The organism is Bradyrhizobium sp. MOS003 (assembly GCF_003020125.1).
GTDB lineage: Bacteria > Pseudomonadota > Alphaproteobacteria > Rhizobiales > Xanthobacteraceae > Bradyrhizobium.
Map to the genome: position 1 here is coordinate 768,356 of NZ_PYFW01000002.1, position 22,843 is coordinate 791,198.

Genomic DNA, 22,843 nt, shown 5'->3' on the forward strand with positions numbered 1-22,843 from the left:
GTGTTGGCGGTACATCGGTCCCTCTCCCCCTACCCCCGAAAATCAATGCTCCGCAGCACGATGCCCGGCGGGGTCCCCTCGAACTCCGTCGCCTGATACTTCCGCTCCACGCAGGCTTCGATGCGCTCGCGCAGGCGGGTGAACTGGGCTTCGCGTTCGGCGGGCCTGGCGCGCGGGCCGCGTTCGAGGTCGTCCATGGCGGAGGTCGAGATCGCGCAGGCGAATTCCTTGGGGCCGTCCTGCATCGAGAACTGGACGATGCCGCGGTCCTGGTCGTGGGCGATGAAGCGGCTGGCGGTGAGTGTCATGGGGGACTCCTGTCATACGGTCGGTGCGCTCCCGCATCCGCCTGCGCCGAAGCTTCGGCGCGACAGGAGCGGGAGAGGTGAACCAGCAGCCGGCTTCAGCTGTCGCCGCTGAGCTTGGCGAAATCGTCGAACAGGGCGGCGACCAGCGCGCGGTGGCGGGTATCTTCGGTGGGCAGGCTGGCGGCATAGAGGTTGAGCAGATAGCGCGCCTTCACCGCGGCCTCCGCCCACGAGGTGGCGGGCGCCGACATCATGCGGTTTTCGAGGTCGGCCTCGCGCTCGCGCAGCTCCCTGACATTGTTCTCGACCTCGGACAGCGCGCGGCGCAGGTCGGTCGCCTTCTGGGCGGCCATGCCGCGATGCTTGTCGAGGTCGACGGGGATGTCAGTCATGGGCGCGGTTCGTCTCCTGGAAATTGCGCGTCGGCCGCCTGCGCATCGGCAAGGTCGATCGAGCCGATCGACAGCATCTCGGTTGCGCCTTGCACGCCTTCGGACGGCACGGTGATCATGGTGGCGATGCGGCGCCAGGATGCGAACGACAGCCCGTCGATCATCTCCTCGTCGGTGACGACCTCATAGGCGCCGGCCGGCAATTCGCGCGCGATGCCGCGAATGTGGACCGGATGCCTGAATGTGATGGTTTCGCGCCGCGAGCGTATGGTCATACGAGCCTCCCTTGCGCTGGTCAGGCCCCAACCGACGTGGCTGCGCGGAGCATGCGCCGATTGGCCCACAATAGCCAGCATTATCGGGCCCCACGCGCGCGGCGTTTTAGGCCTCGCTATCGGTCAAGTGCGGGCGTAGGCTCGCCTGCATCAGCGCATGCTTCCGTTTCGCAACGGGTGGGAGCCGAGAGTCACATGCGCCAGGGCCGGTGCCCTGTTCCGTGAGCGCGACCGACGAACAGGCCGGCGCGACAATGTCTCGTGCGGCCAACGTCGACGCAAAGGCCTGCAAGGCCTGAGAGCGCGCCCTTCACGCGGGTGCTGCAATCGAACGAACTCGAACCCCCAAAGAGTCGAACCCAAGAGTCGAACTCGACCACTCGAACCCCCACAGAGGAGACTGACGTCATGGCCAAGGGACAGCAAAAGGGCAATCGCGAAACCAAGAAGCCGAAGAAGGAAAAAGCCAAGGTGATCGCCGCCGCGCCGAACCGCAAGGACGCCGCCTGGCAGCCGGATTTCGGGCCGGGGAAGAAGAAGTAGGGGCGGCGGCTGGCTCTGCCTTCCCTTCTCCCCTCGTGGGAGAAGGTGCCTTGCCGAAGGCAAGGCGGATGAGGGGTTGTCTCCGCGAACTCTGACGCGAGAGATTCAGGTGCGGAGAGAGACCCCTCACCCGTCTCAATCGCGCGGAGCGCGATTGATCCACACTCTCCCACAAGGGGAGAGGGAAAGACCATCCCCGTCTCCTCTCCGTCGCGCTTTCCCGCTATGCTCGCCCCGGTAGCATCACCCGGAGGCGCATCCCGTGGAGCAGGCCAACACCACCGCAACCAAGCCCGAGTCGAAAAATCTCGTCATCTGCTGTGACGGCACCGGCAACGAGATCTCGGAGAACATCTCCAACGTCCTCAAGCTGTACCGCTGCCTGCGCAAGACCGACCGGACACAGCCGCGGCAGATGGTGTTCTACGATCCCGGCGTCGGCACGGTGACGGAGCCGACGACGTGGCACCGCCTGAAGGCCAATATCAATCTGGTGCTGGGGCTCGCCACCGGCTACGGGCTCGATGACAACGTGCTCAGCGCCTATTGCTTCCTGGTCGAGCATTACGCGCCGGGCGACAGGATCTATCTGTTCGGCTTCTCGCGCGGCGCCTACACGGTGCGCGTGCTGGCGGGGCTGATCCACAAGGTCGGGCTGATCAGGCCGGAGCAGGCCAACCTCGCAGGCTCCGGCCTCATCGCTTACAAGCAATATTCCGGCACCGGGCGCGGCAACGACGTCGCGGACCTCAGGGACGTCGATTTCGACGAGCAGGGGCCGCTGCCGAAGGACCAGTTCGACCTCGCCGCGCAGTTCGCGCGCATCACCTCGACGCGCTGGCCGACCATCCATTTCATCGGCGTCTGGGACACGGTGGCGAGCGTGATCGTGCCGCGGCCCGACCGGCTGTATTGGCCGAGCCTGGAGGAGCTCGCCTTCACGCGGCGCAATCCGAGCGTCAGGACCTTCCGGCAGGCGATCGCGATCGACGAGCGGCGCCGCATGTTCCGCCTGAACAAATATGAGGAGCCGCAGGAGTTCTGGAGCAACCGCTATGTGCCGGACGAGAAGAAGGTGCCGCAGGACATTCTGCAGGTGTGGTTCGCCGGGGTGCACAGCGACGTCGGCGGCGGCTATCCGGAGGCTGGAAGCGGCGACTCCAAATATCCGCTGATCTGGATGATCGCGGAGGCGGAGAAGGCGGGGCTGCACTTCAACCCGGCGACCATCAAGCAGCTCGCCTGGGGAATCCAGCGCAAGAACTCGCCGTTCCAATATGTCGCGCCTGCCTACACCGGGAAGACCGGCGTGCTGCACGATTCCATGACGGCGGGCTGGCGGGTGCTGGAGTTCTTTCCGAAGAGCGCGAAGTTCAGGGAATGGCCGGAGCGGAAGGTGTTTCTCGGCCTGTACATCCCCGATTGCGAGCCGCGCCTGATCCCCGAAGGCGCCCATGTGCATGAGAGCGTGTTGAAGCGGATCGCGGCGGAGCCGGACTACCGGCCGGTGAATTTGCCGAAGGACTATTTGACGGTGCCGATGCCGGTGGAGTTTGCTCCGCCTCTCCCGCTTGCGGGAGAGGCCGACGCGCTCGCAGAGCGCGGCGGGTGAGGGCTCTCACCACTCGGGGGCACTCGGCAATTCTCGCAATCCCGATGCAGAGACGGCCCCCACCCCGGCCCTCCCCCGCAAGCGGGAGAGGGAGCCCACTGCCGATGCGGCCGCATGGTGCACGCCATAGGAGGGCCCCCACCCCGCTACCGTCGCTTTCCGCCTTCGCCGCAATTTTTCGTTAAAATTCTCCCGCCCGCTTTAGCCTGATAGCATCGACTCGTCCGCATCATCCTGCACAGGATCCGCCGCTATATCTGCGGAATTGGAGGAGAGTGCCAATGTATCCGCGTAAATTCGCCCGCGTGAAGCCTGCAGGGCTGGTATCGCGCCAGGCCAAGATCATCACCGACCCGCGCGCGCCCGTGATCACCTGCACGCTGATCGACTATTCGCCCGGCGGCGCCTGCGTCGATCTCGGCGGCCAGGTGAAGATCCCCGACAGATTCGAGCTGCTGCACGTCAACACCAGGAAGCGATGCCGCATCGCCTGGAAGCGCGGCACGCGGGTGGGCGTGGTATTCTGAGCGCCGAGCGCTACGCTTCCCTCTCCCCTGCGGGAGAAGGAAAAAGCTACTTCCGCATCCTCGCCTTCGCGCCGGCCACGATCTGCATGACGACGCCGACGATCCAGCCGATGAAGACGAGCCAGGTCCAGCCCATGTGCGGATCGATGCGGAGCACGATGACGAAGACGGAGACGAAGGCGGTCAGGGTTGCGAACAGCGTGCCGGCGGCGCTGAGGAATTCCGCGGCGTCGATGTGACTGTGCGCATCGTCGAACGGCATCTGCGGCGTGTCGATGCCGAGATAGAATCCGATACCGCCAAGCGCCATCATCAGCAGCAGAAAACCCTGCGTGGTGAGTTGCGGGATCGACGATCCGACATGGGCACCGACGAACAGGCCACATGCGGCGCCTGCCATCGCAAGGCCGACGCGCTCGAAGATATGAGCGGTTTTGCGGACAGGATAACGCATGACGAGCCTCCGCGGGGAGTTGGGTGGAGGCAAGGTTAGGCCAGTTTTGCGGGAGGTGGAAGCTGAGGGAATTTACGGAGGAGGGTGAGTCGGCACCCTCCCCCGTTCTTGCGGGGAGAGGTCAGGAAGCTACCGCGCCCCGAACGTGGTCTTGCCGAACAGCGCCTTCTGCGTCGAAGGCTGCGAGCGCCAATATTGTGGCGGGGCTTCGACCTCGCCGCCGACTTCGGCGGCGGCGTGCCAGCCCCAGCGCGGATCGTAGAGCATGCCGCGGGCGAGCGCGACCATGTCGGCCTTGCCGGATGCGACGATCTCTTCGGCCTGCTTGCCCTCGGTGATCAGGCCGACGGCGATGGTCGGCAATCCGGTCTCGCGCTTGATGGCCTCCGCAAACTGCACCTGATAGCCGGGGCCGAGCGGGATCTTCTGCAGCGGCGAGACGCCGCCGGAGGAGGCATCGATCCAGTCGACGCCGCGCGCCTTCAGCGCTTTTGAAAACGCGATGGTCTGCTCCAGGTCCCAGCCGCCCTCGACCCAGTCGGTCGACGACACCCGCATGCCCACCGGCTTGTCGTGCGGAAACACCGCGCGCACCGCGTCGTAGATTTCGAGCGGGAAGCGCATGCGGTTTTCGAGCGAGCCGCCATATTCGTCGGTGCGCTTGTTGGAGATCGGCGACAGGAACTGATGCAGGAGATAGCCGTGTGCACCGTGCAGCTCGATGGCGTCGATGCCGATGCGCGCGGCGCGCTTCGCGCTGTCGACGAAGGCCTCGCGGATGCGCTTGAGGCCGGCTGCATCCAGCGCCGTAGGGGCGGCCTCGCCCTCCTTGTGCGGCAGCGCCGACGGCGCCACCGTCTGCCAACCGCCCTGGGCCACCGGAATCAGCTGGCCGCCGTCCCAGGGCCGCGCGCTGGAGGCCTTGCGGCCGGCATGCGCGAGCTGCATCGCGATCGCGGTGGTGGAATGCTTGCGCACCGAAGTGAGGATCTGCTTCAGCGCGGCTTCGGCGGCGTCGCTGTAGAGCCCGAGGCAGCCCGGCGTGATGCGGCCGATCGCCTCGACATGGGTCGCCTCGATGCAGAACATCGCCGCGCCCGACAGGCTGAGATTGTTGATGTGGGTGAAGTGCCAGTCGGTGGCGACGCCGTCGTCCGCCGAATATTGGCACATCGGCGACACCACGACGCGGTTCTTCAACGTCAGGCCGCGCAGCTTGATCGGGGAAAACAGGACGCTCATGCGGGGAGGTTCCGGAGATGAGAGGGATGGAAGCAATTGCATGGAGTGTAATGGGCGGACGGCAGATTGCCAGCCCTCGCGGGCGGCATGGCAGCGGGAAGTGCCATGCATTGCCGCGCGACGGCGGTTTCGTGCCCCGGACGCTGCGCAGCTCGCAGCGATGCGCTGCAGAGCCGGGGCCTGCAACAGCGAAGGCGCGGCTCCCTGGGTCCCCGGCTCTGCGCAGCAACGCTCGCGCGTTGCTGCGCAGAGCCGGGACACGCGAGCACAATGGTGGCTACGACACGGCCTATTCCACCAGCGTGAACTGCAGCAGCAGGGTTCGCTGCAGCATCGAGAAATTGTCGTCGGAGATCAACGTCAGCACGGTCTCGCCCTCGCTCGTGACGTGGGCGTCGATGCCTTCCATGTTGTCGACCTCGTGGCCGAGATCGGCGGCGAACAGCGCGGGGCCGTCGACCAGCGCGCCTGATACGATCGACTTCAAGGGTATCGAGCGGATGCGGATGTTGACGCCGGTGAACCAGGAGAATTTGCGCTCGAGGATCAGAAGCTCGCCGGAAGGCAGCAGCACGGCATCGCTGATGTCGTATTTCTCGGTGCGCCGCACGCTGAACTGGCCGGGCGTGGGACCGCCGATCAGGAAGGCCGTGAGGTTGCCGTCGGCGTCCAGCCCGCGCTCGGAGAAGGCGATCAGCGTGCCCGCCAGCGGCGAGTTCTGGCCTTTGCCTTTGGGCACGACGACCAGCGCCTCCAGCCCCTTGTTGGAGGGCAGCTTGCGGATCCCCGGAGGCACCGGCACCATTTCGCCGCGCGCGCGCGTGCCGCCTTTGGAGAAATCATAGCGCAGGATCTGGTTGACGCGCTCGAGCCCGACATAGACGACGTCGCCGTCGCGCGCGATCGATTCCGAATCCCACCACAGCCGCTTTTCCGTGATCGGCCGCCCTTCGGCGCCGAGCAGCGGCGCGGCCTCGACGTCGTCGAGCCCGGCCATCTTGCCGCCGGAGTAGCGGATGCGACCGGTGAACCAGCCGCCCTGGTCGGAGACCGCGAGGAAGCCTTCGCCCTTGGCATCGAGCCGGATGCCGGACAAGCCGCCAAAGCCGCGATAGGGCGAAGTCAGCACCAGGCCGCTGCGATACTCCAGCGAGCCGAAGCGCGTGCGCGTGCGATCGCGCGGCTCGAAATTGGGAATGGCGCGCGCGTTGACCTCGACGCTGACAGGCTCGACGACGGCGTTCTCGACCTGCAGCGCGCGCGGCGCCGGCTCGGTCGCGCCTTGGGCCAGCGCGAGACGCGAGAGTGCGAGAGTGGAAAATCCCGCCGCTGTAAAGCCAATGAAGCTGCGGCGGGATCGATGCGTGCTCACGAATGCAATTTGCGCCGCGGGCGACCGGGTGCTTGCGTCGGCGCGGTGTTGGTCTCGCTGAACAATTCGGCGAGCTTCTCGGTGATGGCGCCGCCGAGCTCCTCGGCATCCACGATCGTCACCGCGCGGCGATAGTAGCGCGTCACGTCATGGCCGATGCCGATCGCGATCAGCTCGACCGGCGAGCGGGTCTCGATCTCCTCGATGATGTGGCGCAGATGCCGCTCGAGGTAATTGCCGGGATTGACCGACAGCGTGGAATCGTCGACCGGCGCACCGTCCGAGATCATCATCAGGATCTTGCGCTGTTCGGGCCGCCCCAGGAGGCGCTTGTGCGCCCAGTCCAGCGCCTCGCCGTCGATGTTCTCCTTGAGCAGCCCCTCGCGCATCATCAGGCCGAGGTTCTTGCGCGCACGGCGCCAGGGGGCGTCGGCGGATTTGTAGATGATGTGGCGGAGATCGTTGAGGCGGCCGGGATTGGCCGGCTTGCCGGCGGCAAGCCACGCCTCACGCGATTGCCCGCCCTTCCAGGCGCGCGTGGTGAATCCCAAGATCTCGACCTTGACGCCGCAACGCTCCAGCGTGCGGGCGAGAATGTCGGCACAGGTCGCAGCGACCGTGATCGGGCGCCCGCGCATCGAACCGGAATTGTCGAGCAGCAGCGTCACCACGGTGTCGCGGAACGTCGCCTCCTTCTCGTGCATGAAGGACAGCGGCTGGTAAGGATCGATCACCACGCGCGACAGCCGCGCGGGGTCGAGGATACCCTCTTCGAGGTCGAACTCCCAGGCGCGGTTCTGCTGCGCCATCAGGCGGCGCTGCAGCCGGTTGGCGAGCCGGGCGACGATGCCCTGCAGATGCGCGAGCTGCTTGTCGAGATAGGCGCGCAGCCGCTCCAGCTCGTCGTGGTCGCAGAGGTCTTCGGCGGCGATGACCTCGTCGAATTTCGGCGCGAAGGCATGGTATTCCGGCCCGCGCGGCTCGTTCTTGCCGCTCGAGTTCGGACGCGTCGCCTCGCCCGGCGTCTCGTCGTCGCCGAGCTCACCGTCGTCGAAGGTGTCGGAAGTCGAGGCCTGCGCGCTTTCCATCGCGCTCTCGCTCATCTCCTCGCTCGAGGCCTGCGCCTGGTCGGCGCTCATCTCCTGCGCGGCGTCGGAATCGGGCGAGCCTTCCGCGCCGGACTGATCGTTGTCGCCGTCCTGGTTCTCCTCGTTCTCGTCATCGTCTTCGCTGTCGGCGGAGCGCTCGTCGCCGATATCGAGCGCCGTCAGCAGATCGTGCACGGCGTCGCCGAACCGGGTCTGGTCCTCGACCAGGGTATCGAGCTGGTCGAGCCGCTTGCCGATCTTGTCTTCGAGAATGGGCCGCCAGAGATCGACCATCTTCTTCGCGGCGGTCGGCGGCGCCATGCCGGTCAGGCGCTCGCGCACCAGCATCGCCAGCGCGTCGGCCAGCGGCGCATCGGCACGGTCGGTGATCTCGTCGAACTTGCCGCGATGGAAATGGTCGTCGAGCATCGCGGTGAGGTTCTTGGCAACGCCCGCCATGCGGCGCGCGCCGATCGCCTCGACCCGAGCCTGCTCCACCGCCTCGAACACGCCGCGCGCCTGCGGATTGCCCGGCATCAGCTTGCGATGCAGCTTGGCGTCGTGACAGGCGATCTTCAGCGCAATCGAATCGGCGTGACCGCGCACGATCGCGGCATCGCGCTTGGTCATTTTTCGCGCGGGCTCCGGCAGCCGCGCCTTGCCCGGCGCAAGGCCCGGCCGCTCAGCGGCGAAGCTGACATCGAGCTCGGGCGACTTCGCGATCGCCTTCAAGCATGAGGCGACCGAGCGCTTGAACGGCTCAGTCGGGGCTTCCTTGGTGTTACGGAACTTGCTGTTGGAGGTGGTGCTCATCTCGATCTCACCGTCGTCCCGGCGAAAGCCGGGACCCATAACCACCGGCCGTTGTCGGCCAGGAAAACCATCGGCGTCGCATCATCGAGAGGCCTCGCGGCAATCGCCCCGACCTCGGCCGGGACGATACCGAGAGAGATCAGGACAGCGCCACATTCACCGAGGATTCCGGCAGCTCCGCGTTGAAGCAGCGCTGATAGAATTCGGCGACCAACGGACGCTCGAGCTCGTCGCACTTGTTGAGGAAGGTGACGCGGAAGGCGAAGCCGATATCGCCGAAGATCTCGGCGTTCTCCGCCCAGGTGATCACCGTGCGCGGGCTCATCACCGTCGACAGATCGCCATTGGCGAAGGCGTTGCGGGTGAGATCGGCGAGGCGCACCATCTTGTTGACGATGTCGCGGCCTTCCTGGGTGCGATAGTGCTTGGCCTTGGCCAGCACGATCTCCACCTCCTCGTCATGGCTGAGATAGTTCAGCGTGGTGACGATCGACCAGCGGTCCATCTGGCCCTGGTTGATCTGCTGGGTGCCGTGATAGAGGCCCGAGGTGTCGCCGAGGCCGACGGTGTTCGCGGTGGCGAACAGCCGGAACGACGGATGCGGCTTGATCACCTTGTTCTGGTCGAGCAGGGTCAGGCGTCCCGAGACTTCGAGTACGCGCTGGATCACGAACATCACGTCCGGGCGGCCGGCGTCGTATTCGTCGAACACCAGCGCGACGTTGTGCTGGAGTGCCCAAGGCAGAATGCCGTCGCGGAATTCGGTGACCTGCTTGCCGTCGCGGACCACGATGGAGTCCTTGCCGACGAGGTCGATACGGCTGATGTGGCTGTCGAGGTTGACGCGCACGCAGGGCCAGTTCAGGCGGGCAGCGACCTGCTCGATATGGGTGGACTTGCCGGTGCCGTGATAGCCGGTCACCATCACGCGACGGTTGCGGGCGAAGCCGGCGAGAATCGCGAGCGTGGTGGCGCGGTCGAAGCGGTAATCGGGGTCGACATCGGGCACATGAGGATCGACTTCGGAATAGGCGGGGACTTCGAGATCGCTGTCGATCCCGAACACCTGCCGCACCGACACCTTCATGTCGGGCAGACCGGAAACTTCCTCAACTTTGGACATGGCGGCGGTCGTCATCAATCCTCCGAGGTCCCGGGCGGTCCCGAAACCGGTTATTCGCACGTTGGCTGCGGCTGGGTGCTGAAAATCAACTTATCAGAGACAGTTGGCCGGCAGAAGCCCGCCCACCAATCAAAGTTCCATTGTCTTTTCATTTAGATAGGCAAGGAACGCAGTTTTTGGAGGGCTGCCTTGCGAATCACGCTCAGATTTCGGGCGGGAGAGCAGCCCTGCCCGCGCGGATGGCACTTCCGCTGGCTCTGCTTACTTATGTAGGGTCCAACCCCCGGTGCTCCAACCCTCCACAGAGACGACGTGACGTCCTTCCTCGATCCCCTCATCTCGTTCGTCTCGGCCCATCCGTGGCTGGCCTATCTGACCCTGTTCCTGGCGGCCCTGCTCGAAGCGGTCCCGGTGGTGGGATCGGTCATCCCCGGCTCGACCGTCATCCTGGCGCTGAGCGCCCTGGTTCCGGGCGGCGAGCTGACGCTGCAATGGGTGCTGCTCGCCGCCATCCTGGGCGCCGTGCTCGGCGACGGCTCGGCCTACTGGATCGGGCACCGGCAGCAGCGCGAGATCCTCAACACCTGGCCGCTGACCAACTATCCGCGCGTGATTTCTGAGAGCGAGAGCTTCTTCCACCGCTTCGGCACCTGGGCCGTGTTCTTCGCCCGCTTCGTCCCGCCGATCCGCGCCTTCGTGCCTGTGACGGCCGGCGCGCTGGCGATGCCGCCGGCGAAATTCTACGCGGTGAACATCCCGGCGATCCTGGTGTGGGCGCCCGCGCACGTGTTGCCGGGCGTGCTGGCGGTGTCAGCCCTGCACGAATATGCCGGGTTGCATCACCATGGCCATGTCGGCAAGCATATCTGGATGCTGACCGTGGTTGGCGTTGCGATCGCGGGGGGCCTCGGCGTCTGGTACTATCGCCGCCGCCAGAATGGTGCCGATGTCGAGGTGTCGAAGCCGCAGGCCTAGTGCGGCAGCACGATTTCTCTCACTGCGGATTGAGCAACACCCACAGCCGCGAGATTTTACCGCTTTCGACTTCGGCCACGTCCGCCCCAGTGACTGCGACGGGCCCCTGCTCGGGCCCAGCGTGCCAAGCCAGACGGGCCAAGCCGTGATGCCCGACCGCCACGCCCTCGGGTACGAACCTGAACGTTGGTCCGAACTGGTTCAGAAGCTCTCCGGCAACCCGAGATATTTCCGAGCGGCCCTGAACGATGCTGGTCGGTTCGTACATGACCGGCTCTTCGACGAACAATTCTGCAATAGCGGCCCGCCGCTTGTCCTCGTCCCGCTCGTTGAACACGCGTTCTAGATTCGCCCGTAGAAGGTGGTCGAAGTCGATATCTTGGGTGGTCATGTCGCAGCCTTTCATCATCTCATCTTGTTGGAGAACATGCTCGAAGCCATCAGCCGAACTTGACCAGGTTGAGCGCCGGGAGCGGACCACCTGGAAACTGGGTCAGCCTGGCTCCGACCGCAAGCGAGCCGAGATCGACGCCAAAGAACCCGAGCCGATCAATCAGCCCGCCGACAGCCGCCTTCGCATCAGTGTCGTCTCCCGAGTAGAACAGCACACGCTTGCCGCCGTCGCTTGCCGGGTCGGTTGCGAGGAGCTGCGCCAGGAGATGATTGAACGCCTTCACCACCCGCGCGCCGGAGACCAGATCGGCGAAAATCTCTGACGAGGCGCGGCCACCGAGTTCGGCGGGCTTGAACAGCGGCGCCTCGATCGGATTGTTGGCGTCAACAACGATGCGGCCGCCGAATGGCGGCAGGCCGGCAAGCGCATCGGGCAGCTTCGACCAGTTGACGGCGACGATGACGATATCCTTGCCGGCGGCCTCCTCGCGGGTGCCGGCGGTCACGAGCGGACCGATCTCGGCCACGGTCGTCGCCAGGCTCTCCGGGCCGCGGCTGTTGGACAGCGTCACAGCGATTCCGTTGCGCGCCAGCGTCTGGGCGATAGCGCGGCCGATATTGCCTGCGCCGATGATGCCGATGGTGGACATGGAAGTGCTCCGAGCTGTTTGAGATCAGGCGAGCTGATCGGTGGCCCAGAGATGACCCAAACATTGCACTTTGATTAGAGGGATATCGCTCGTAAGATTATCAATGATTACTTGAAAATGAGCCGATGGAAACGCTGGCCAATTTGGAATCATTTATTCGCAGCGCTGAATGCGGCAGCTTTTCAGAGGCTGGCCGACGCCTGTCGCTGACACCGGCGGCAGTCAGCCGCAACGTCGCCGTGCTGGAGCGCAATCTCGGTGTTCGATTATTTCATCGTTCGACGCGGCGGCTGACGCTCACCGAGGCGGGCGAGTCGTTCCGCATGGCGATCGCCGGCCACCTCGAGGGGCTCCAGGCAGCGATTGGGGGAGTATCGACCGGACGCGAGGAGCCGGCGGGCGTTCTCAGGATAAGCCTGCCGCCGACGTTCGGCACAGCCCATATTCTGCCGCTGCTTCCGGGCTTCCTGGCCCGCTATCCTCAGGTCCGCCCTGAGTGGCACTTCGAGAACCGCCAGGTCGATCTGGTCGGTGAGGGCTACGACGCCGCTATCGGAGGCGGATTTGAATTGTTGCCAGGTCTTGTCAGCCGAACGCTCGCGCCGGCACACATCATCGCCGTGGCGTCTCCAAGTTACATGTCGGGGCGGGCATCGCCGACCAAGCCGGACCAACTGGCCGCCCTGGACGGCATCGTCATGCGCTCGCTGCAGACGGGCCGCATTCGGCACTGGTCGATGCGCGACGTTTCGGGGCGAGAAATTCCGGCGCCGCTGTCGGAGTCGATCGTGGTCAACGACCCCGCGGCGATGCGCGAGGCGGCACTGTTGGGCCTCGGGGTTGCCATGCTCGCCACCGCCGACATTCTTCCGGCGCTCGAAGATGGCTCACTGCTGCGCCTGGTGCCACGGTACTACTGTGACGCCGGCGCGATCTCGATTTATCACGCATCGCGCAAGCTCGTGCCCGCGAAGACCAGAGTCTTCGTGGACTGGGTAGCCGAGGCATTCAGGAGGAACCGGCTCGCCGAACGCTTTGCTGGAAGCCTGAACTAGCCTGACCCAAAATGTGTTCTAGGCCCTGGATTCCGTAGGCCCTGCCCTCCGCCCCGGCGCCGGTCCCACATACCGCGCCCGCGGCCGTATCAACTTCCCGAACTGCAATTGCTCGCTGGCATGCGCGATCCAGCCGACGCTGCGGGCCATCGCGAACAGAGCGAGCTCGCTGCCCGCGGGCAGGCGCAGCGCGTGCACGAGCACGGCGAGCGCATAGTCGATGTTGACGAACTCGCCGGTCGCCTCCGCGATGCGCTCCGGCACTTCGCGCGTGAACTTTCGCGGGGCGCCGGCGCGCGAGAGCGCGTTCAGCAGCGACTGCGCGCGCGGATCGCCGCGCTTGTAGACGCCATGACCGAAGCCGGCAAAACGCTCGCCCAGCGCGACGCGCTCGCGCACCATTGGGGCGACGTCGCGGTCGACCAGCGTCTTGACCAGTTGCGAGGCCAGCACGCCGGCGCCGCCATGCTTGGGGCCTTTCAGCGCGGCAAGGCCGGCGATTACGGCATCGTAGAGGTTGAGGCCGGTCGAGGCAGCGCAGCGCGCGGTGAAGGTGGAGGCGTTCAGCTCGTGATCGGCCAGCAGCACCAGAGCGCGGCGGATCAGGTCGGGCGCGTGCTTGTTGTCGGCGGCCCAGGCCTTTGCGATCTGCTGATGCAGCGGCTCGGATGACGGCTCTGAATTGAGCATGGTGGCGACGAGAAGACGGACGATACGCCCGCCGACCATGGCGCGGCCATCTGGGGCACGCGTAAACGCGCGGGGATCGACGCTCGCGGCCAGCGCGAGCACGGCGATGGCACGGTCGATCGGCGCAGCCCGGCGCGCGGCTTGCCCGATCATGCGCATCTCCTCGGAGAGCGCAGGCTGATTGTCGGATGCGAACGGATCGACCTCGGAGACGTCCCAGAGCAGCGTCGCCGTGTGCTCCAGCGTGTCGTTCTCGGCGAGATCGACACAGTTCACGCCGCGATAGATCGCGCCCTCCTCGGTGATGGTCGAGATCTCGGTGTCCATGACCGGCAGGTCGGCATCGAAGCTGCGCAGGCCGCGCGGCTCCGGCGACGGCACGCGGCGCTCCTTCAGCGCGCGGACGTCCTCGGCGCGGTAGCGGTTCTTGCGCGAATCCGGCGTCGGCTCGGAGCGGATCAGGCCGCGGCTGACATAGGCGTAAAGCGTGGCCGGCGAGATCGCGAGCTCGGCCGCGGCCTCGCGCGCGGAGAGATAGAGCCCCTCGGAATTTTTCATATTGATTTATGTAATCAAGATTGATCAATCTGTCGAGAGGCCCGAATTTCCCTGGTGCAACGCAAAAGGAGATTTGGGCCATGAACATCCACCTCACCAAGAGCCAGATCGGACTGGACGGCGTTCCGGCGGCGGAGACCGTGCTGAGCCATGTCGACGGCGAGCGCGGCGAACTGATCATTGCCGGCGAGCATGTCGGCCGACTGGCTGCCCAGTCGAGCTTCGAGGGCGTCACCGCCCGGCTCTGGAACGGCGCCAGCAAGACCACCCTCACCGAAGCCAATGTGCGCTCACATCTGGGCGCGGCGCGCGAGCGCGCCTTCGCGCGGCTGCCGGACCTGCTGCCGGCGACGCGCGGGATGAGCGTCGTCGACGGGTTTCGCGCGGCGGTCGCAGGCCTGCGCGCGGAGAACGGGCTGGAGCACGAGGCGACGATCGTCGGCGCATTTCCGGTGATCGCGGGCGCGCTGGTTAGGCGCGCCAAGGGGCTCGAGCCGGTCGCGCCCGATCCGAATGCGAGCCATGCCGCCGACACCTTGCGGATGCTGCGCGGCGCCACGCCTGAAACGCGCGAGGTCGCCGCGCTCGATGCCTATCTCGTCACCGCCAGCGACCACGGCATGAACGCCTCGACCTTCACCGCGCGTGTGGTGGCCTCGACGCAAGCCGATCTGTTCGCCGCGGTGACGGCGGGCTATTGCGCGCTCACGGGGCCGCTGCATGGCGGCGCGCCGGAGCCGGTGCTGGAAATGCTCGACGCGATCGGCTCGCGCGAACGCATTCAGCCGTGGGTCGATGCGGCGCTGGCCCGAGGCGAACGGATGATGGGCTTCGGCCATCGCGTCTATCGCGTGCGCGATCCGCGCGCCGACGTGTTGAAGACCGCGGTCGAGGCGTTGGCCTCCAACGGCACCGATTTGCCGTTCGCCGGCGAGGTCGAGGCCTATATCCGCAGCGCGCTGCGCAAGAAGAATCCGGAGCGGCCGCTCGAGACCAACGTGGAGTTCTTCACCGCGATCCTGCTCGATGCGCTGGCGATCCCACGACAGGCGTTCACGCCGATCTTCGCAGTGGCGCGCGCCGCGGGCTGGACTGCGCATGCGCGCGAGCAGCAGCGCACCGGGCGGTTGATCAGGCCGAGTTCGTCCTACGTGGGCGCGATGCCGGAAGCGTAGGGAATGCGTAGGGTGGGCAAAGGCGCACTTGCGCCGTGCCCACCATCCCTCTCGATCGATGCATGGGCACGCTTGCGCTTTGCCCACCCTACAAAACTGTGTCGGCGCATGCGACGAAAGGACTTATCGGCGAACCGGAACATGGAGGCTCGCGGCGCATTCATGCTCGCCCCAATAAATCTCTTCAGGGGCGAACAAGAAAAGGAATGATAATGAAGAAGCTCACTTGCGCCCTCGCTGCGGGAACGCTGCTCGCTCTCTCGTCACTTGCAGCACCAGCCAATGCGCTGCCGGCTCACCCTATCCCCAGCGCATCGGTTTCCGGGGACGTCGTGAACGCACGCTATCATTACGCTCCGCGAAGAGTTTGCACCGTACGCACCGTCGTCACGCGCGGCCATCACGGACGCCGCATCGTCAAGCACGTTCGCGTTTGCCGGAGCAGGTGACATTGAAGGTGCCGTCCGCTCACCGGCGGGCGGCATCCCGCGCGGTGAGGCCTTACGCCTCCCGCACCACGGTCTTCAGATAATTATACGCCTTGATGATCTCGATCAGGCGATCCTCGGTCGAGCGGTCGCCGCCATTGGCGTCGGGGTGGTGCTGCTTCACCAGCGCCTTGTACTTGGTCTTGACGTCGGCAAGCGTGGAATCCGGGCCGAGGCCCATGACCTGGAGCGCCTTGCGCTCGGCGTTCATCACCTTGCGCGTCTCGGCCTTGGGCGGGGCGTCCGGACCCTTCCGCCAGCCGGTGCGGCCGTTGAGCTCCTGGAACATACTGAAGGGATCGAAGGCGCCATCGATCTCGGCTTCCGCGCCCTTCTTGACGCCGCCATTGGCGCCCATCTTCCAGGTCGGACGATGGCCGGTCAGCGCATCCTTCTGGTAGCGCGCGACGGCGTCGGCATTCATGCCGGAGAAGAAATTGTAGTTCTGGTTGTACTCGCGCACATGGTTCAGGCAGAAGTGCCAGTACTCGCGCTGGTTCTCGCGGCCCTTCGGCGCGCGATGCGCGCCCTTGTTCTGGCATCCGGCCCATTCGCAACCGACCGCGGTATCGCGCGGCTTCACTTCCGGCTGCTTGCCCCGCGGCTTGACGCGGATGGAGTCGAAGAACTTTGATGAATCGATCGGCATGGCTGACTTTGACTACGCAATGCAAAAACCTTCAAGTCTTGACATTGCAATTAGCTGACCACGGGTCGCCGAAGTTTCACTTCGGCGTCTTTGAAGTACGGCCCTAAAGGCGGCCTTACGCAATTGACGGGGCGCTTGCGCAGGATTTAATGGCACTCATGGTTATGAAAGACACTATCAGCAACAAGTTGCAGGAAGCTTTCACGCCAGAAAGCCTGCAAGTCGTCGACGAGTCACATTTGCATGAGGGCCATTCCGGCCATCGGCCGGGCGGCCAGACGCACTTCCGCGTTTATATTGTATCCGAAGCCTTCAAAGGGAAGAGCCGGATCGATCGCCATCGCATGATAAATTCGGCGCTGGCTGCGGAACTGGCCGGCAGCGTCCACGCGCTGGCGATTCAGGCCAAGGCGCCGGGGGAAGGTTGAGACTGTCATGCCCCGCGAAAGCGGGGCATCCAGTACTCCGAGACGCCGCGGCTGGAATCGAGCTGCCGCGGCGTATTGGATCGCCCGCCTTCGCGGGCGATGACACCGAGTGTGCGTCAAAACGACGTCCCGGCCCGTCTGGGCTTGGCCCCTTCCAGCTCCGCCTCGCGCGGCACCGGTGAAATACGGAGCGCGGTGATGCGGTTGCGCTCGCGGCGCAGGACGCGGAAGCGGAAGCCGTGGAAGGTGAAACTCTGGCCGCGATCGGGGATCGAGCGCGCCTCGTGAATGACGAGGCCGGCGACGGTGGTTGCCTCTTCATCGGGCAGATGCCAGTCCATGGCGCGGTTGAGGTCGCGGATCGGCACCGAGCCGTCGACCACGACCGAGCCGTCCGGCTGGGCCCGCACGCCGGCCACCACGACGTCGTGCTCGTCGGAGATGTCGCCGACGATCTCTTCCAGGATGTCTTCCAGCGTCACCAGGCCTTCGACTTCACCGTACTCGTCGACGACCAGCGCAAAATGGGTCTTGCGCCGGCGGAAGGCTTTCAGCTGCTCGGAGACGGGCCGCATCTCCGGCACGAACCAGGGCGGCAGCGCGATGGTGGAGACGTCGATGCGCGAGGTGTCGCCGTCGGAAGCACGGATCGCGCGCAGCAGGTCCTTGGCGTGGAGCACGCCGATGATGTTCTCGGGCTTCTCGCGCCACAGGGGAATGCGGGTATATTCGGTCGCCAGCACCTCGCGCACCAGTTCTTCCGGCGGCAGATCGGCGTTGATCATCATCATCTCGGTGCGATGGATCATGACGTCGGAGACCTGGAGCTCGCGCAGGTCCAAGAGGCCGCCGAGCATGTCGCGGTCCTGCTTCTCGACCTTGCCCTCGTGGTGCAACAGGTCGACCGCGCCGCGCAGGCGCTCGGTCGGCGACAGGATCGCCTGGTGCTCGCCGGCGAGGCCAAACAGGCGCAGCAGCAGGCGCACGATGACCTCGACGATCCTGAGCAGCGGCCCCAGCACGTACATGGTCAGCCGCATCGGGCGCGCGACCGCGAGCGCCATGCGGTCGGGCGCGTTGATCGCGATGGTCTTGGGCAATACCTCCGCGAAGATCACGACCAGCGCGGTCATCAACCCGGTCGCATAGAGCACGCCGACATCGCCGAACCAGGCCGTGAAGATGGAGGTCGCAAGCGCGGACGCGCTGATATTGGCGATGTTGTTGCCGAGCAGCAGCGCCCCGATCAGGCGCTCGCGCATGTCGAGCAGATCCGAGACGACGTCGGCGTCGCGATTACCCTGCTTGGACAGGCGGAGCATGCTGGCGCGCGAGGCGCCGGTCAGCGCGGTCTCGCTCGCGGCGAAGAAGCCGGAGACGAGCAGGCAGAGAATAACGATTGTGAATCCGAGCCAGTCCATGCACCACTCGACAGAGCCAGTATCACGCCTTGAGGGCGAGCTTGTCCTTCAGGAAGTCGCGCACCGGAGCCGGTTCGACGTCCTTCGCGATGACGGCGCGCCCGACGGCCTCCAGCAGAATGAAGGTGAGCTTGCCGCGCGTGACCTTCTTGTCCTGCGCCATCAGCGTCATCAACGCGTCGGCATCGGCAAGCCCCTCCTGCGCGAAGCCCGCGATATCCTGCAGGCGCGTCGGCAGGCCGGCCTCGATCAGATGCCGTTCGACGCGCGCGGCGTCCTGCTCGCCGATCATGCCGAGCCTGGCCGAGAATTGCGCGGCCAGCGTCATGCCGATGGCAACGCCCTCGCCGTGGAACAGGCGGTCGGAAAAGCCGGTCGCGGCTTCCAGCGCGTGACCGAAGGTGTGGCCGAGATTGAGCAGCGCACGCTCGCCGGTCTCGCGCTCGTCGCGCGAGACGACACCGGCCTTGGCGCGGCAGGAGGTCGCGATCGCATGCTCGCGCGCCGAACCGCCCTTGACGATGTCGGAATGGTTCGTCTCCAGCCAGGTGAAGAAGGCCTCGTCCCCGAGCACGCCGTACTTGGCGACTTCGGCATAGCCGGCGCGGAACTGGCGCGGCGACAGCGTGTCGAGTACGGCGGTATCGGCGATCACCAGCACCGGCTGGTGGAAGGCCCCTAACAGGTTCTTGCCCTGCGGCGAGTTGATGCCGGTCTTGCCGCCGACGGATGAATCGACCTGCGCCAGCAGCGAGGTCGGCACCTGCACGAAATCGACGCCGCGGCGGAGGATCGCGGCCGCAAAGCCGGCGAGATCGCCGACCACGCCGCCGCCGAGCGCAATGACGAGATCGTTGCGCTCGATCCTGGCTGATATCAGGGCCTCGCTGACCTTCTCCAGGCCGGCATAGGTCTTGGAGATCTCGCCTTCATCGACCACGATGCGCGAGGTCGGGATGCCGCTCGCGGCGAGCGAGGCCTCAGTCGGCTCGAGCCAGTGCTTCGCCACGGTGCGATCCGTTACGATCGCGGTGCGCACGCCGGGGCGCAAGGCCGCCACGCGTTCGCCGAGCGAGGCCAGCACGCCGCGGCCGATGACGATGTCATAGGCGCGATTGCCCAGCGCGACCTCGACATTGACGGGATCGGAATGTTTCAACGGCGCAGTCATCTTGACGCACTCACAACGTCGGCAGGTGGTGGGGCGGCTTGCTCACCGCAGAGATGCGCGCGCAGCGCCTCGATGGTCTCATCGACGATCCTGTCGTGCGGCACGTCGCGCGAGGCGATGGTGAGATCGGCATGGGCGTAGACCGGCTCGCGCTCGGTGAGGAGGCGCATCACGGTTCCTTCGGGGTCGGCGGTCTGGAGCAGCGGGCGGTCGGCACGGCGCCGCACGCGGCGCATGATGACGTCGTGGTCCGCCTTGAGCCAGACCGACACCGCCTTCGCGGCGATGCGCGCACGCGTCTCCTCGCGCATGAAGGCGCCGCCGCCTGTCGCGAGCACCAACGGCCCGCCGTCGAGCAGCCGCGCGATCACCCGCGCCTCGCCGTCACGGAAATACGCCTCGCCGTGGCGCTCGAAGATCTCCGGGATGGTCATCTGGGCCGAGGTCTCTATCTCGGTATCAGCATCGACGAAGGGCAGCCTGAGCCTGACAGCCAAACGGCGGCCGATGGTGGATTTGCCCACCCCCATCATACCGACGAGCACGATCGAGCGCGCCCCGAGCGCCGACAGGATGTCGGTCTCTAGCGAAGCTGGTATCGGCAACGCGGCGTCGGACATGAATCTCGCTCGATCTGCCGCCAAAGGCGGCACGCTTTGGCCACCTATACGACCCCAACGGAGCCCTCGCCAGAGGACTCTTGCCACGAAACGGCGAACATGTTGGATGATTTCATTGGTTAATTTGCCAGCCGGACCCCAGACCGATGCCCAGCCTGTTCCGCTTCCTGACGGTCGTCGCCGTGATCGCCGGCATCGTCTATGGCGTGGTCTTCGCACTGGCCAATTTCGTCAGCCCCAAGTCGCGGGAAATGACGGTGACGATTCCGCCGGACAAGTTTCTCAAGAAATAGGAGCTAGTCTCCAGGGCATGCGCAACCCGCCCTCAGATGCCAAGCTTACCGGCCTGTTCCTCGACATGCTCGCGGCGGAACAGGGCGCCGGGCCCAATACGCTCGACGCCTATCGCCGCGACCTCACCGATTTCTCGGAATTTCTGGCCCGCGTCGGGCACAGCTTTGTCGACGCCGAGACGCAGACGCTGCGCGACTACCTCGCCGATCTCGACAGCCGCGGTTTCAAATCCACCAGCGTCGCGCGCCGGCTGTCGGCGATGCGGCATCTCTACCGCTTCCTCCTCAACGAGCGCATCCGGGCCGAGGATCCCGCCGCGATCCTGTCCGGACCCAAGCGCGGCCGCGGCCTGCCGAAGGTGCTGTCGATCGCCGATGTCGATCGCATGCTGACACGCGCCAAGGAATTGAGCGAGGCGGAGGAGGCCTCGCCGTCGAAGCGGCTGCGGTCCTTAAGGCTCTATTGCCTGCTCGAGGTGCTCTACGCCACGGGTCTGCGCGTCTCCGAACTGGTGGCGCTGCCGCGCTCGGCGGCCAAGCGCGACGCGCGCATGATCGTGGTGCGCGGCAAGGGCAACAAGGAGCGGCTGGTCCCGCTCAACGAGGCCTCGCGCCAGGCCATGGCGGATTACCTCGCCGCGACGGAGGCCGCGAAGACGGAGAAGAAAAAGGACAGCCTCGCCGCTTCCAAGTGGCTATTCCCCTCGTTCGGCGAGAGCGGGCATCTGACGCGGCAGCATTTCGCCCGTGACCTCAAGGAGCTCGCGGTCGCCTCGGGCTTGCAGGCGCGGCTGGTCTCCCCGCACGTGCTGCGCCACGCCTTTGCCAGCCACCTCCTGCACAATGGTGCCGATTTGCGCATCGTGCAGACCCTGCTCGGCCACACCGATATTTCCACGACGCAGATCTACACCCATGTGGTGGAGGAGCGGCTGAAGAGCCTGGTGCGCGACCTGCACCCGTTGGCGGAGAAGTAGGTCCCTGGAGGTGCGCCCCCTCGCCCGCTTGCGGGAGAGGGTTGGGGAGAGGGTGTCTCGGCGACGGGACAGCCCCCCAAGAGGAAAAAGCCCTCACCCTCGCTTCGCGCGACCTCTCCCGCAAGCGGGAGAGGTAGACTAACCGCCTTGACTTCGGCCACATCTCCGCAGAAAGAGCCGGGGCCTTCGCATGATTTGATGGGCCCGCCCACGAGCACACAGGCCAACTCATTGAAGAAGCTACACTTCTCTCCGCCGGTCTAAATCCGCTTCGCCGCCTCGCCCCGTCCTCCCTATATTGAGTTGATGCAAGACCAGATGCGCAGCTATCTCGACTTCGAAAAGCCCGTCGCCGAGCTCGATTCCAAGCTCGATGAGCTCAGGGTCATGGCGGCCGCCGGCACAGATATCGCCGACGAGATCGGGCGGATCGAGGACAAGGCGGCGCAGGCGCTGGCCGACCTCTATGCGAACCTGACGCCGTGGCAGAAGACGCTGGTCGCGCGGCATCCGCAGCGGCCGCATTTCAACGATTTCATCAAGGGCCTGATCACCGAATTCACCCCGCTCGCAGGCGACCGCAAGTTCGGCGAGGACGAGGCGCTGGTCGCAGGCTTCGGCCGCTTCCGCGGCGAAGCGATCTGCGTGATGGGCCAGGAAAAAGGCGATTCCACCGAGAGCCGCATCAAGCACAATTTCGGCATGGCGAGGCCCGAAGGCTATCGCAAATGCGTGCGGCTGATGGAGATGGCCGAGCGGTTCGGCCTGCCCGTGCTGTCGCTGGCCGATTCCGCCGGCGCCTATCCCGGCATCGGCGCCGAGGAGCGGGGCCAGGCCGAAGCGATCGCGCGCTCGACCGACGCCTGCATGGCGCTGACCGTGCCGAACGTCGCCATCATCACCGGCGAGGGCATGTCGGGCGGCGCCATTGCCATCACCACCGCCAACAAGGTCTTGATGCTGGAGCACGCGATCTACAGCGTGATCTCGCCGGAAGCGGCGTCCTCGATCCTCTGGCGCGACGGCACCAAGGCGCAGGAAGCCGCCAATAACATGAAGATCACCGCCCAGGACATGCTGCGTTTCGGGGTGATCGACAGCATCCTCAAGGAGCCGGTCGGCGGCGCCCACCGCGACCCCGCTGCCATGATCGCCACCACGGGCGACGCCATCGCCAAGGCCTTCGACGAGCTCCGGGGGATGGACGGGACCGCCATCCGCCAGCAGCGGCGGCAGAAATTCCTCGATATCGGCCGCAAACTGGGCTGATTCGGGCTGGTTTAGCGCCACAACGGCGGTGCGCTCCCTCCCCCGCCTGCGGGGGAGGGTCGGGGAGAGGGTGTCTCCCCTCGCGATAATCCCAATGTGGCGCGAGCCCCCTCCCGGCCTCCCCCGCAAGCGGGGGAGGTGAAGTGCCACCCCGGTAACCCCGCGTTAACCCTTTTTTTGCCCAAATCAGCGATCTGAGTTCGGTACCGGCCGCAAGGCCCAAGTTCCGGCCTGATTTAAGTCTCTGTTGACCACACCCTTGGGCCAACGGCCTCGTGATCC

Annotated in this window: 25 protein-coding genes; 10 read left to right on the top strand and 15 right to left on the bottom strand. The window is 65.7% G+C overall.

Annotation, left to right across the window (positions count from 1 at the left end; genetic code table 11):
* Positions 1-29: 29 nt before the first annotated feature.
* The 3 genes from C7G42_RS14120 to C7G42_RS14130 all read right to left on the bottom strand — a co-directional run bounded on the left by C7G42_RS14120 (position 30) and on the right by C7G42_RS14130 (position 975).
* Positions 30-308, bottom strand: coding sequence for a DUF1488 family protein (locus tag C7G42_RS14120; RefSeq protein ID WP_094973455.1), 279 nt, complete (start codon positions 306-308; stop codon positions 30-32).
* 95 nt (positions 309-403) lie between these two features.
* Positions 404-700 (bottom strand): hypothetical protein, encoded by a 297-nt coding sequence (locus tag C7G42_RS14125; RefSeq protein ID WP_106949530.1) that lies wholly within the window; start codon positions 698-700, stop codon positions 404-406.
* Entirely contained in the window at positions 697-975 is a 279-nt protein-coding gene (locus tag C7G42_RS14130) for a hypothetical protein (protein WP_106949531.1), read from the bottom strand. The genes C7G42_RS14125 and C7G42_RS14130 overlap by 4 nt, the downstream gene beginning before the upstream one ends.
* A gap of 408 nt (positions 976-1,383) precedes the next feature.
* Between C7G42_RS14130 and C7G42_RS36110 the strand changes: the two genes are divergently transcribed.
* The 3 genes from C7G42_RS36110 to C7G42_RS14140 all read left to right on the top strand — a co-directional run bounded on the left by C7G42_RS36110 (position 1,384) and on the right by C7G42_RS14140 (position 3,657).
* Complete coding sequence (locus C7G42_RS36110) at positions 1,384-1,518, top strand: hypothetical protein (protein ID WP_256471549.1); 135 nt, start codon at positions 1,384-1,386, stop codon at positions 1,516-1,518.
* A gap of 262 nt (positions 1,519-1,780) precedes the next feature.
* Complete coding sequence (locus C7G42_RS14135; RefSeq protein ID WP_106949532.1) at positions 1,781-3,130, top strand: T6SS phospholipase effector Tle1-like catalytic domain-containing protein; 1,350 nt, start codon at positions 1,781-1,783, stop codon at positions 3,128-3,130.
* 281 nt (positions 3,131-3,411) lie between these two features.
* Positions 3,412-3,657: a PilZ domain-containing protein gene (locus C7G42_RS14140; protein WP_199580895.1), complete on the top strand. Its 246-nt coding sequence runs from the start codon at positions 3,412-3,414 to the stop codon at positions 3,655-3,657.
* 46 nt (positions 3,658-3,703) lie between these two features.
* Here C7G42_RS14140 and C7G42_RS14145 read toward each other — a convergent pair whose 3' ends face one another.
* The 5 genes from C7G42_RS14145 to cobS form a co-directional block, all read right to left on the bottom strand.
* Positions 3,704-4,111, bottom strand: a complete 408-nt coding sequence (locus C7G42_RS14145; RefSeq protein WP_106949534.1) for a hypothetical protein — start codon at positions 4,109-4,111, stop codon at positions 3,704-3,706.
* Positions 4,112-4,240: 129 nt separating this feature from the next.
* Entirely contained in the window at positions 4,241-5,353 is a 1,113-nt protein-coding gene (locus tag C7G42_RS14150; RefSeq protein WP_106949535.1) for an NADH:flavin oxidoreductase/NADH oxidase, read from the bottom strand.
* Between the two features lie 289 nt (positions 5,354-5,642).
* The gene (locus C7G42_RS14155) at positions 5,643-6,725 is read right to left on the bottom strand and encodes an esterase-like activity of phytase family protein (protein WP_106949536.1); all 1,083 of its coding nucleotides are present in this window, start codon (positions 6,723-6,725) and stop codon (positions 5,643-5,645) included.
* Complete coding sequence (cobT, locus tag C7G42_RS14160) at positions 6,722-8,626, bottom strand: cobaltochelatase subunit CobT (RefSeq protein WP_106949740.1); 1,905 nt, start codon at positions 8,624-8,626, stop codon at positions 6,722-6,724. The genes C7G42_RS14155 and cobT overlap by 4 nt, the downstream gene beginning before the upstream one ends.
* Before the next feature lie 139 nt (positions 8,627-8,765).
* Entirely contained in the window at positions 8,766-9,764 is a 999-nt protein-coding gene (gene cobS, locus C7G42_RS14165; RefSeq protein WP_106949537.1) for a cobaltochelatase subunit CobS, read from the bottom strand.
* Positions 9,765-10,061: 297 nt separating this feature from the next.
* On the opposite strand from cobS, the gene C7G42_RS14170 reads away from it, so the two are divergent.
* Positions 10,062-10,724, top strand: a complete 663-nt coding sequence (locus tag C7G42_RS14170) for a DedA family protein (protein ID WP_106949538.1) — start codon at positions 10,062-10,064, stop codon at positions 10,722-10,724.
* Between the two features lie 19 nt (positions 10,725-10,743).
* On the opposite strand, the gene C7G42_RS14175 is transcribed toward C7G42_RS14170, so the two are convergent.
* Both C7G42_RS14175 and C7G42_RS14180 read right to left on the bottom strand, forming a co-directional pair.
* Positions 10,744-11,115, bottom strand: a complete 372-nt coding sequence (locus C7G42_RS14175) for a nuclear transport factor 2 family protein (RefSeq protein WP_106949741.1) — start codon at positions 11,113-11,115, stop codon at positions 10,744-10,746.
* Between the two features lie 49 nt (positions 11,116-11,164).
* Positions 11,165-11,767, bottom strand: a complete 603-nt coding sequence (locus tag C7G42_RS14180; RefSeq protein ID WP_106949539.1) for an NADPH-dependent F420 reductase — start codon at positions 11,765-11,767, stop codon at positions 11,165-11,167.
* 125 nt (positions 11,768-11,892) lie between these two features.
* On the opposite strand from C7G42_RS14180, the gene C7G42_RS14185 reads away from it, so the two are divergent.
* Positions 11,893-12,822, top strand: a complete 930-nt coding sequence (locus C7G42_RS14185; RefSeq protein WP_106949540.1) for a LysR family transcriptional regulator — start codon at positions 11,893-11,895, stop codon at positions 12,820-12,822.
* Positions 12,823-12,840: 18 nt separating this feature from the next.
* Here C7G42_RS14185 and C7G42_RS14190 read toward each other — a convergent pair whose 3' ends face one another.
* Positions 12,841-14,070: a citrate/2-methylcitrate synthase gene (locus C7G42_RS14190; protein ID WP_106949541.1), complete on the bottom strand. Its 1,230-nt coding sequence runs from the start codon at positions 14,068-14,070 to the stop codon at positions 12,841-12,843.
* An 80-nt stretch (positions 14,071-14,150) separates the two neighbouring features.
* Here C7G42_RS14190 and C7G42_RS14195 point away from each other — a divergent pair, with 80 nt between their 5' ends.
* Positions 14,151-15,245 (top strand): citrate synthase/methylcitrate synthase, encoded by a 1,095-nt coding sequence (locus C7G42_RS14195; protein ID WP_106949542.1) that lies wholly within the window; start codon positions 14,151-14,153, stop codon positions 15,243-15,245.
* A gap of 501 nt (positions 15,246-15,746) precedes the next feature.
* On the opposite strand, the gene C7G42_RS14205 is transcribed toward C7G42_RS14195, so the two are convergent.
* Complete coding sequence (locus C7G42_RS14205; protein WP_106949543.1) at positions 15,747-16,382, bottom strand: J domain-containing protein; 636 nt, start codon at positions 16,380-16,382, stop codon at positions 15,747-15,749.
* A 158-nt stretch (positions 16,383-16,540) separates the two neighbouring features.
* Here C7G42_RS14205 and C7G42_RS14210 point away from each other — a divergent pair, with 158 nt between their 5' ends.
* Positions 16,541-16,810, top strand: a complete 270-nt coding sequence (locus tag C7G42_RS14210) for a BolA family protein (RefSeq protein ID WP_106949544.1) — start codon at positions 16,541-16,543, stop codon at positions 16,808-16,810.
* A gap of 116 nt (positions 16,811-16,926) precedes the next feature.
* On the opposite strand, the gene C7G42_RS14215 is transcribed toward C7G42_RS14210, so the two are convergent.
* The 3 genes from C7G42_RS14215 to C7G42_RS14225 are packed head-to-tail and all read right to left on the bottom strand — an operon-like array spanning position 16,927 to position 20,022.
* Positions 16,927-18,231, bottom strand: a complete 1,305-nt coding sequence (locus C7G42_RS14215; RefSeq protein ID WP_106949545.1) for an HlyC/CorC family transporter — start codon at positions 18,229-18,231, stop codon at positions 16,927-16,929.
* A 22-nt stretch (positions 18,232-18,253) separates the two neighbouring features.
* Complete coding sequence (aroB, locus tag C7G42_RS14220) at positions 18,254-19,402, bottom strand: 3-dehydroquinate synthase (RefSeq protein ID WP_106949546.1); 1,149 nt, start codon at positions 19,400-19,402, stop codon at positions 18,254-18,256.
* Complete coding sequence (locus C7G42_RS14225; protein ID WP_199580897.1) at positions 19,399-20,022, bottom strand: shikimate kinase; 624 nt, start codon at positions 20,020-20,022, stop codon at positions 19,399-19,401. The genes aroB and C7G42_RS14225 overlap by 4 nt, the downstream gene beginning before the upstream one ends.
* 146 nt (positions 20,023-20,168) lie before the next feature.
* Between C7G42_RS14225 and C7G42_RS14230 the strand changes: the two genes are divergently transcribed.
* The 3 genes from C7G42_RS14230 to C7G42_RS14240 all read left to right on the top strand — a co-directional run bounded on the left by C7G42_RS14230 (position 20,169) and on the right by C7G42_RS14240 (position 22,561).
* Positions 20,169-20,315 (top strand): hypothetical protein, encoded by a 147-nt coding sequence (locus tag C7G42_RS14230; protein WP_014439243.1) that lies wholly within the window; start codon positions 20,169-20,171, stop codon positions 20,313-20,315.
* 17 nt (positions 20,316-20,332) lie between these two features.
* Complete coding sequence (gene xerD, locus C7G42_RS14235; protein WP_106949548.1) at positions 20,333-21,292, top strand: site-specific tyrosine recombinase XerD; 960 nt, start codon at positions 20,333-20,335, stop codon at positions 21,290-21,292.
* A 306-nt stretch (positions 21,293-21,598) separates the two neighbouring features.
* Positions 21,599-22,561, top strand: a complete 963-nt coding sequence (locus C7G42_RS14240) for an acetyl-CoA carboxylase carboxyltransferase subunit alpha (protein WP_106949549.1) — start codon at positions 21,599-21,601, stop codon at positions 22,559-22,561.
* Positions 22,562-22,843 lie beyond the last annotated feature (282 nt).